The sequence below is a fragment of the Deltaproteobacteria bacterium genome, assembly GCA_011375175.1.
GTDB lineage: Bacteria > Desulfobacterota > GWC2-55-46 > GWC2-55-46 > DRME01 > DRME01.
This window is the reverse complement of record DRME01000083.1, coordinates 1-9,344: the sequence shown is the minus strand read 5'-3', so window position 1 is coordinate 9,344 and position 9,344 is coordinate 1. Positions and strand designations below refer to the sequence as shown.

General features: G+C 62.5%; 10 protein-coding genes. 9 read left to right on the top strand and 1 reads right to left on the bottom strand.

All coding sequences use genetic code 11. The features are described 5' to 3' along the window. Positions 1–168: 168 nt before the first annotated feature. The 9 genes from ENJ37_07420 to ENJ37_07380 all read left to right on the top strand — a co-directional run bounded on the left by ENJ37_07420 (position 169) and on the right by ENJ37_07380 (position 8,691). Entirely contained in the window at positions 169–864 is a 696-nt protein-coding gene (locus ENJ37_07420) for a phosphatidylserine decarboxylase family protein (GenBank protein HHL40318.1), read from the top strand. A gap of 19 nt (positions 865–883) precedes the next feature. Then, positions 884–1,708 carry a CDP-diacylglycerol--serine O-phosphatidyltransferase gene (gene pssA / locus ENJ37_07415; GenBank protein HHL40317.1) on the top strand — a complete coding sequence of 275 codons (825 nt, stop codon included), beginning with the start codon at positions 884–886 and terminating at the stop codon, positions 1,706–1,708. Continuing rightward, the gene (locus ENJ37_07410) at positions 1,705–3,258 is read left to right on the top strand and encodes a 2-isopropylmalate synthase (protein HHL40316.1); all 1,554 of its coding nucleotides are present in this window, start codon (positions 1,705–1,707) and stop codon (positions 3,256–3,258) included. The genes pssA and ENJ37_07410 overlap by 4 nt, the downstream gene beginning before the upstream one ends. Before the next feature lie 63 nt (positions 3,259–3,321). Continuing rightward, the gene (leuC, locus tag ENJ37_07405) at positions 3,322–4,578 is read left to right on the top strand and encodes a 3-isopropylmalate dehydratase large subunit (protein HHL40315.1); all 1,257 of its coding nucleotides are present in this window, start codon (positions 3,322–3,324) and stop codon (positions 4,576–4,578) included. A gap of 24 nt (positions 4,579–4,602) precedes the next feature. After that, complete coding sequence (locus ENJ37_07400) at positions 4,603–5,232, top strand: methyltransferase domain-containing protein (GenBank protein HHL40314.1); 630 nt, start codon at positions 4,603–4,605, stop codon at positions 5,230–5,232. Between the two features lie 488 nt (positions 5,233–5,720). Then, positions 5,721–6,215 carry a 3-isopropylmalate dehydratase small subunit gene (gene leuD, locus ENJ37_07395; protein ID HHL40313.1) on the top strand — a complete coding sequence of 165 codons (495 nt, stop codon included), beginning with the start codon at positions 5,721–5,723 and terminating at the stop codon, positions 6,213–6,215. Then, the gene (locus ENJ37_07390; protein ID HHL40312.1) at positions 6,212–6,427 is read left to right on the top strand and encodes a DNA-binding protein; all 216 of its coding nucleotides are present in this window, start codon (positions 6,212–6,214) and stop codon (positions 6,425–6,427) included. The genes leuD and ENJ37_07390 overlap by 4 nt, the downstream gene beginning before the upstream one ends. Before the next feature lie 36 nt (positions 6,428–6,463). Beyond that, entirely contained in the window at positions 6,464–7,564 is a 1,101-nt protein-coding gene (leuB, locus tag ENJ37_07385) for a 3-isopropylmalate dehydrogenase (GenBank protein ID HHL40311.1), read from the top strand. An 89-nt stretch (positions 7,565–7,653) separates the two neighbouring features. Then, positions 7,654–8,691, top strand: coding sequence for a GGDEF domain-containing protein (locus ENJ37_07380; GenBank protein HHL40310.1), 1,038 nt, complete (start codon positions 7,654–7,656; stop codon positions 8,689–8,691). A gap of 6 nt (positions 8,692–8,697) precedes the next feature. Here the strand turns inward: ENJ37_07380 and ENJ37_07375 are convergent, their stop codons facing one another. Then, positions 8,698–9,147, bottom strand: coding sequence for a bacteriohemerythrin (locus ENJ37_07375; GenBank protein HHL40309.1), 450 nt, complete (start codon positions 9,145–9,147; stop codon positions 8,698–8,700). Between the last annotated feature and the right edge of the window lie 197 nt (positions 9,148–9,344).

Below are 9,344 nucleotides of genomic sequence, written 5' to 3'. Positions count from 1 at the left end.
AGACCCACGGTTCCCTCAGACTCCCTCCAAAAACTTTTAACGCGAGTTGGTTTCCCCCTGTTTTGCCTGGCAAAACAGGGGGAAACCAACTCGTATTGAAAGTCTTTGAAGGGGGTCCGGGGGAAACTTTCTACAGAAAGTTTCCCCCAGTGCAATTAAGGAGAGAAATTGGCGAGGAGTCCCATAGCCCTCGAGGGGGTTCTTTTTGTGGCGGCGCCGGCTGTTGCGGCCGTGGCGGCCTGGGGAGCGGGTTTGGCGTGGCTTGCCTGGCCGTTTGGGCTGGCGGCGCTCTTTTGTTGCTGGTTCTTCAGGGATCCCGAGAGGGTCGTGCCCGAGGGGGCGGACCTTGTGGTGAGTCCCGCCGACGGGAAGATCATAAGGCTCGAGCGAGTGAGGGAAGAGAGGCTGCTCAAGGACGAGGCGCTGAAGATCAGCATATTCATGAACGTCTTCAACGTCCACGTAAACCGCGTTCCCGCCTCGGGCAGGGTGCTTGAGGTGCTGTACAGGCCGGGGAGGTTCTTCAACGCCAGTCTCGACAAGGCGTCGGAGGAGAACGAGAAGAACTACGTGCTCGTGGAGGACGACGCCGGGCGTCGCTATGTCTTCTGCCAGATAGCGGGGCTCATAGCAAGGCGCATAGTATGCCGCCTCGCTCCGGGCGAGCGGGTGAAGAGGGGCGAGAGGTTCGGCCTCATAAGGTTCGGCTCCAGGCTCGACGTATACCTTCCCACCGACTCGGAGCCCATGGTGCGCAGGGGAGAGAAGGTGAGGGCCGGGAGCTCGGTGCTCGCCAGGTTCGCTCCGGCCGGGGCGCAGGGTCCGGGGGAGGGCGGCGGCGCCGGAGAGCGGCCGCAGCCGTAAGGAGACGGAGACTCAAGCGATGCTCGACAATGTGCTCGAGGAATCGAGAAGGAACAAGAGAAGGAAGATAAAGCGCGGCATATACCTGCTGCCCAACCTGCTCACCTCGGCGAGCCTCTTCGGCGGCTTCTACTCGATAGTGGCCTGTCTGGACGGCAACTTCAAACTCGCCGCGGCGGCCATATTCGTTTCGGCCGTCTTCGACTGTCTCGACGGCAGGATAGCGAGGCTCACGGGCACGAGCAGCAAGTTCGGCGTCGAGTACGATTCGCTCTCCGACCTCGTGGCCTTCGGTCTTGCTCCCGGTGTGCTCATCTTCACCTGGGGTCTGAGGCCCTTCGGCCGTTACGGCTGGCTCGCGGCCTTCCTGTACGTCGTGTGCGGCGCGCTGCGCCTTGCCCGCTTCAACGTGCAGATAACGACGGTGGAGAGCAACCGCTTCAAGGGGCTGCCCGTACCGGCGGCCGCCATGCTCGTGGCCTCGACGGTGCTGCTCTTTACGTACCTGGGCCAGAGCGAGACGACAAAGCACATAACCATACTGATACTGGTCTACTGCCTGGCGTTCCTGATGGTGAGCAACGTGCGCTATTACAGCTTCAAGGAACTGAACCTCTCGCGCCGCATGCCCTTCAGGCTGCTGGTGGGACTCATATTCCTCTTCGTGGTCATCGCCGCCGAGCCCCACGTGATGCTCTTCGTGCTGACGCTCGGTTACGTAGCCTCCGGTCCAGTGACCATGTATCTCGACAACCGGGAGAGGATAGAGAGGCGGTTTGCGCGGTGGCGCCGGGAGGTCTGGCTTCCGGGCCGCCGGGGAAGCGGAGGGGGAGACTTGCCATGAGCGGTGATATGGTCAGGATATTCGATACGACGCTGCGCGACGGCGAACAGTCGCCCGGGGCCTCGATGAACGTTGAGGAGAAGATAACGGTCGCCAAGCAGCTTGCCAAGCTCGGCGTCGACGTAATCGAGGCGGGGTTCGCCTTCAGCTCGCCCGGCGACTTCACGGCCGTGCGGCGCATAGCGCTGGAGGTGGAGGGGCCGGTCATATGCAGCCTTGCGCGGGCCAAGCCGGAAGACGTGAAGAGCGCCGCCGAGGCGCTCGACGGGGCTGCGCGGCCGAGGATACACACCTTCATATCGACGTCGGACATCCACCTGAGGCACCAGTTCCGCATGAGCAGGGACGAGGCCCTGCGCCGCGCCGTCGAAATGGTGGAGCTTGCCCGCAGTTTCGTGGAAGACGTGGAGTTTTCGCCCATGGACGCCTCGCGCAGCGAGAGAAGCTACCTCTTCGAGGTCGTGGAGGCGGTCATAGAGGCGGGAGCCTCCACGGTGAACATACCGGACACGGTGGGTTACGCCCTGCCCGACGAGTTCGGCGCCCTCATAAGGGAGATGGGCGAGCGGGTGCCCAACATCGACAGGGCCGTCATCTCGGTGCACTGCCACAACGACCTGGGCCTTGCCGTGGCCAACTCCCTTGCGGCCGTGGTGAACGGCGCGCGCCAGGTGGAGTGCACCGTGAACGGCATAGGCGAGAGGGCTGGGAACGCCTCGCTCGAGGAGATCGTCATGATTCTGCGCACCCGCCGCGACGCCCTGGGACTCGATACGGCCGTCAACACCGAGCAGATATACCCGACGAGCAGGCTCGTAACCGGGATAACGGGCATGACCGTCCAGCCCAACAAGGCCGTCGTCGGCGAGAACGCCTTCGCCCACGAGTCGGGCATACACCAGGACGGTCTGCTCAAGGAGAAGACGACCTACGAGATAATGCGTCCCGAGTCGGTGGGCATATCCAGGAGCAGGCTCGTGCTCGGCAAGCACTCGGGACGCCACGCCTTCAGAACTAGGCTCGTCGAGCTCGGTTACGAGCTCGACGACGAGGACATAAACCGCGCCTTCGAGCGCTTCAAGGTCCTGGCCGACAAGAAGAAGGAGGTCTTCGACGAGGACATCGAGGCCATCGTTCAGGACGAGGTGCTGCGCGCCGAGCCGGTCGAGAAGTTCCGGTTCCTGCGTCTCTACGTGGAGAGCGGCACCGAGACCCAGCCCGTGGCCGAAGTGACTATCGAGGTAGACGGCAGGGAGGTGACCGAGAGGCGCGAGGGCGACGGCCCGGTGGATGCGGCCTTCAAGACCATAGCGGCCATAACGGGCACGTCGTCGAAGCTGCTCAAGTACTCGGTCAACGCCATAACGGGCGGCACCGACGCCCTCGGCGAGGTAACGGTGCGGCTCGGCGAGGGCGATCACGTGGTGCTCGGCCACGGCGCCCACACGGACATCATAGTGGCGAGCGCCAGGGCCTACGTGAACGCCATAAACAAGATGGAGCTGAAAAAGCGCGGCTCGTCGGAGAGGGTGAGCTATCGTTGCCGGTGAGGGCCGCCGAACCGTGTCGCCGAAAATACGAGAGAGGAGAGCTTGTTAAGATCGATGAGACCGATGACCATAACAGAGAAGATCTTCGCCAGGCATACGGGCAGAAGGGAGGTGACCCCCGGCGAGCTCGTCAACGCGAAGATCGACATGGCCCTTGGCAACGACATCACGGCTCCCATAGCCATCGAGGCCTTCAGGCGCGCCGGCGCGAAGAAGGTCTTCAACCGCAACCGCATCGCCCTGGTGGCGGACCATTTCACTCCCAACAAGGACATAAAGAGCGCCAACCAGTGCAAGATACTCAAGGAGTTCGCCGACGAGCAGAAGATAAAGTACTACTTCGACTCGGGCGACGTGGGCGTGGAGCACGCGCTCCTGCCGGAGAAGGGCATCGTCGTGCCCGGTGATCTCGTAATCGGCGCCGACTCCCACACGTGCACCTACGGCGCGCTCGGCGCCTTCTCCACCGGCGTGGGCTCGACCGACCTGGCGGCCGCCATGATAACGGGCGAGCTCTGGTTCAAGGTGCCCGAGTCGATGAAGTTCGTACTGGAGGGCCGTCCCGGCAAGTGGGTGAGCGGCAAGGACCTCATCCTGCACATAATAGGCGACATAGGCGTGGACGGCGCGCTCTACAAGGCCATGGAGTTCACCGGCGGGGCCGTGGAAAGGCTCTCCATGGATTCGCGCCTTGCGCTCTGCAACATGGCCATCGAGGCCGGCGCAAAGAGCGGCATCATAGCGCCCGACAAGGTCACCGAAGAGTACGTGGAGGGCCGGGCGCTGCGCCGTCCCCGCTACTATGCAAGCGACCCCGACGCCATGTACTGCGACGTGCGCCGCTACGACGTATCGGGGCTCGATCCCGTTGTCGCCTGTCCGCATCTGCCGGAGAACACGAAGAGCGTGCGCGAGGTGGGTAATGTCAGGATCGACCAGGTCGTCATCGGCTCGTGCACCAACGGGAGGCTTGAGGACCTGAAGGTCGCCGCCTCGATCCTGAAGGGGAGGCGCGTTGCGAGGCGGGTCCGCCTCATCGTCATACCGGCCACGCCGCACATCTACGCCGAGGCCATGAGAAGGGGCTACTTCAAGACCTTTCTCGATGCCGGGGGCGTCATAAGCCCGCCGACCTGCGGTCCCTGCCTGGGCGGACACATGGGCATACTGGCCGCTGGCGAGCGGGCCGTTGCGACGACGAACCGCAACTTCGTGGGCCGCATGGGCGACGTGAAGAGCGAGGTCTACCTCGCCAACCCGGCGGTGGCCGCGGCCTCGGCCGTGACGGGGCGCATCTCGCACCCCGAAGACGTGGTCTGATCTTTTTCTGACGGACCCTTCCGTATGCTTCACGACAGGCTCTACGGTCTGCTCGCTCCGTTCTACGACCTCGGCGTCCGGATACTGAGTCTTCCCTTCGGAGGCGAGAGGCGTTTGAGGGGCGCGGTCTTCGAGGCGCTCGGCTGTGTAGACGGCTGGAAGGTGCTCGAGCCTTTCTGCGGCACCGCCGCCATCACGCTCGAGGCCGACGGGCGCGGGGCCCTGGCCGTGGGGCTCGACCTTAGCTGCGGGATGCTCGCCGTGGCGGCCGAAAAGGCGCGCAAGAGGGGAGGCAAGGCCCGGTTTGTAAGGGGGGACGCCGCCTCTATGCCCTTTGCATCGGGCAGCTTCCACGCCGTCGTCGTCTCGATGGGGCTCCACGAAGTGGACGGCGCGGCGCGCGAGGCGGTCTTGCGGGAGGCCCACAGGGTGCTCGTTCCGGGAGGGCGTCTCGTTGTCTTCGACTATGACAGGGCCGAGGGAGCGGGACGGACGATACAGAGGCTCTTTTTCCTGCTCGTGGAAGGAGAGACGGTCCACACCTGGCTCGATACGGACGCGCAGGGGCTGCTTGCCGCCTGCGGCTTCGAGGACTTTCGCAAAAAACGCCTCGCAGGCGGGGCGCTCCAGGTGATAACGGTCCGCAGGGCGTGAATTACCCTGAGGGAACCTTTTTACAAGAAGGTTCCCTCAGACTCCCTCCAAAAACTTTCAACGCCCTGCGGATCACCCCGATTCTGTTTGCAAAATCGGGGCGATCCGCAGGGAATCAAAAGTCTTTGAAGGGGGGTGTCCTGACTGCGGCCGCCGCGTGGGGGCGGACCCCGGAAGGTTCGGCCCGCGCCGGACGGGGTTTATACGCCCTTGCGGCCCGAACCTTCCGGGGACCGCCGAACATACAAAAAGGAAAAGTAAGTACGAGGGAAGAGGCCGAGTAGCCGCTTTGTGTGCGGCCGAGGTTTGGACTCCAAGAAGACTAACCGTTTTTCTTTGCTTACTTTCTTTTTTCCAAAAAGAAAGTAAGTACGGGGGAGGAGGTTGAGTGCCGCTTTGTGTGCGGCCGAGGTTTGGAGTCCAAGAAGATTAACCGTTTTTCTTTGCTTACTTTCTTTTTTCCAAAAAGAAAGTAAGAAGGGGGGTGTATGAAGTTCAAGGGGAAGGTCTGGAAGTTCGGGGCGGACATTGATACGGACAGGATCATACCGGCGCGGTATCTCAACACTACGGATCCGGCCGAACTGGCGAAACACTGCATGGAGGACGAGGACCCGGAGTTCAGCTCCAGGGTCAGGCCCGGCGACATAATAGTGGCCGACAAGAACTTCGGCTGCGGCTCGTCGCGCGAGCACGCCCCGATCGCCATCAAGGCGGCCGGTGTGTCGTGCGTCATTGCGAAGAGTTTTGCGAGGATATTCTACCGCAACTCCTTCAACATGGGGCTTCCCATCCTGGAGTGTCCCGAGGCGGTGGAGGGCACGGACGAGGGCGATGAGCTCGAGGTCGCCATCGGCAGCGGTATTATCAGGAACCTGACGAAGGGGACGGAGTTCAGGGCCAATCCCGTGCCTCCCTTCATGCAGGAGCTCATAGCCGCCGGAGGGCTCATCGAGTCCATAAGGAAGAAGGGGGCGGCGTGAAGAGGGAAGGAGCGGTCAGCAGGGTGCTCTCCAGCGAGAAGCTGCGCATCGAGCACAAGACGATCATCGTGGACCTCAAGGAGAACGATGGCGGCATGTTCGTGCAGATAGCGGAGCTATCCAACGACCGGCGGAGCACGGTAGTCATACCGCTTAGCGGCGTGGAGCTCTTCAAGGTCGCCTTGGAGCGCGTCGTAGAGGGCGCTCCCTGAGGGGGCGGCGGAACAAGGATTCGGAGGATTCGGCAGGTGAAGAGACACAGGATCGCCGTACTGGCGGGCGACGGCATAGGGCCTGAGATAACGGCCCAGGCCGTGGGGGTCTTAAAGGAGATCGGAAAAAGGGTCGATGTGGAATTTGAGCTGTGCGAGGGGCTCGTTGGCGGAGCGTCCATAGACGCGCACGGCGTGCCGCTGACCGACGAGGTCCTCTCGCTTGCGCTCTCGAGCGACGCCGTGCTTCTCGGCGCGGTGGGCGGACCGAAGTGGGAGGGGCTCGACTACGCCGTGAGGCCGGAGAGGGCGCTCCTGGCGCTGAGAAAAGAGCTCGGTCTCTTTGCGAACCTTCGGCCCGCAAGGGTCTACGACGCGCTCATAGACGCCTCGCCGCTCAGGCGGGAGGTCGTTGAGGGTGTAGACGTCATGGTGGTGCGCGAGCTTACGGGTGGGCTCTACTTCGGCGAGCCCAAGGGGGTTGAGAAGCTCGCCGACGGCACGGAACGGGGCGTGAACACGCTGGTATACACGACGCCGGAGATCGAGCGCATAGCGCGCGTGGCCTTCGAGGTGGCCCGGGGGCGCTCAAAGAGGCTCTGCAGCGTGGACAAGGCCAACGTGCTCGAGACGCTCGAGCTGTGGCGCAAGGTGGTGGGCTCGGTGGCCCGTGACTACCCCGACGTGGAGCTCTCCCACATGTACGTGGACAATTGCGCCATGCAGCTCGTGCGCGATCCTCGGCAGTTCGACGTAATCGTCACGGAGAACACCTTCGGCGACATACTCTCCGACGAGGCGGCCATGCTCACGGGGTCGATAGGGATGCTTCCGTCGGCGAGTCTCGGGCTCGGCGGCGGGGCCGGGGAGGGCGGCCCCATGCGGGGCATGTACGAGCCCATACACGGCAGCGCTCCCGACATAGCCGGGAAGGACGCGGCAAACCCCATTGCCATGATACTTTCGACGGCCATGATGCTGCGCTATTCGCTGGAGCTTCCCGCCGAGGCCGACCGGATAGAGAGGGCGGTGGAGCGGGTGCTCGGGCGTGGACTCCGCACGGCCGACATCTACCGGCCCGGCACCGAGAAGGTCGGCTGCAGGGCCATGGGCGAGGCCGTAATTGCCGAGCTGTAGCCCATGGCGCAGCGGCGGTCGAAAAGGTCTTCTTTGTTCAGCAGCGGACCGCCGCCATACCGGCCGGGGGCGGGGGAGGAGGTACCCCAATGATCGATACCGGCGCAAGGGCAGACGAGAGGGAAGACTCTCTTCTCAACAAGATACACTTCATAATGGAGCGGGTCGTCGTATTCGACGGCATCGAGGACGTACTCGACTATATCGTCAAGACCGCCGTGAGCCTCGTGCGCGCCGAGGCGGCCACCATAAGGGTCTTCAACATAGAGAAGGGTACGCTGGAGATAAAGGCCGGCTACGGGCTCTCCAACGGCTTCCTCAATCAGCCTGACGTTCGTTTCGGCGAAGGTGTTGTCGGCGGGGTCGTAAAGAGCGGCAAGACCTTCATGACCACCGACATCCGCCGGTGCAAGGAGTGCGTAAACATCGAGCTCGCCAAGCTCGAGGGCATAAGGGCCGTCCTCTCGGTGCCGCTCAAGAGCCGTGACGCCTCGATCGGCTGCATAACGGTGTACAGGAAGAGCACGGAGCCCTTTTCGGATTCGGACATCCTGCTGCTCAACATCTTCGCAACCCAGTCGGTGGAGGCCGTCGAGAAGACGAAGCTCATCCACGACCTGAAGCGCCAGGCGACGATAGACCACCTTACGGGCATCTACAACAGGGGGGTCATCTTGAGGAGACTGACCGAGGAGATCCGCCGCGCATCGCGTCACGGGCGGCTCCTCTCGGTCATATTCATCGATCTCGACTACTTCAAGGAGTTCAACGACCGTAACGGGCACCTCCTGGGCGACAAGCTCCTTGTCGACTTCTCGGCGCTTCTGGGCCGCCACCTGCGCAAGAACGACATCCTCGGACGTTACGGCGGAGAAGAATTCCTGCTGGTGACTCCGGAGATAGGCAAGGACGGGGCGCTCAAGCTCTCGGAGAAGCTGCTGGCCATAGTGAACAGCCACGAGTTCCTCGCCGGCGACGGTCCCGCGGCGGATGTGGGATTCAGCGCGGGCATCGCGAGCTATCCAGAGGACGGCGAAGATGCGGAGACGCTGGTCAGCAAGGCCGACAAGGCCATGTACCGGGCCAAGGAGGAGGGCAGGAACAGGGTGGTGGTCTGGGAGGAGTAGAGGGGGTCAGGGGCTTCGCTCTCTCGACTTCAGGTGAGCGCCCATGCTCCTGTCGGAGATGCTTATGTGCTTTATGAGCCAGTCGCAGAGCCAGTCCTGCGTCTGGACGGCGAGCATCAAGGCGGCGTTTTCCTTTTCGTAGGCCCGCTTCAGGTCGGCGAAGTCCTTCCTGAAGACGTCGTGCTGGGCCTTGTGGGCCCCGTAACCCTCGTAGCCCGTGCGCTCCATGGCCTCTTCCTCGGCGTCGAAGTGGGTCTGGATGTACTCGTCGAGGAAGGCGATGACGCCGGCCACCTCGCTCCGGCCGTTGCCGGGATGGAGCGCGTCCAGGAGTTTGTTCACCCTATCGAAGAGTTCCCTGTGCTGCTCGTCTATGTCTTCCACGCCCACGGAAAGGTCTTGGGTCCATCTCAGCATGGTCGCATCCCCTCGCAGGAAGTATCTTTCGTTCCCCATACTATACTAAAAAAAGTATAACCTTTCAAGGAGAGCTTTTGCGCTTAATTACCCTGGGGGAAACTTTCTGTAGAAAGTTTCCCCCAGACCCCCTTCAAAGACTTTCAATACGACTTGGTTTCCCCCTGTTTTGCCTGGCAAAACAGGGGGAAACCAAGTCGCATTAAAAGTTTTTGGAGGGAGTCTGAGGGAACCTT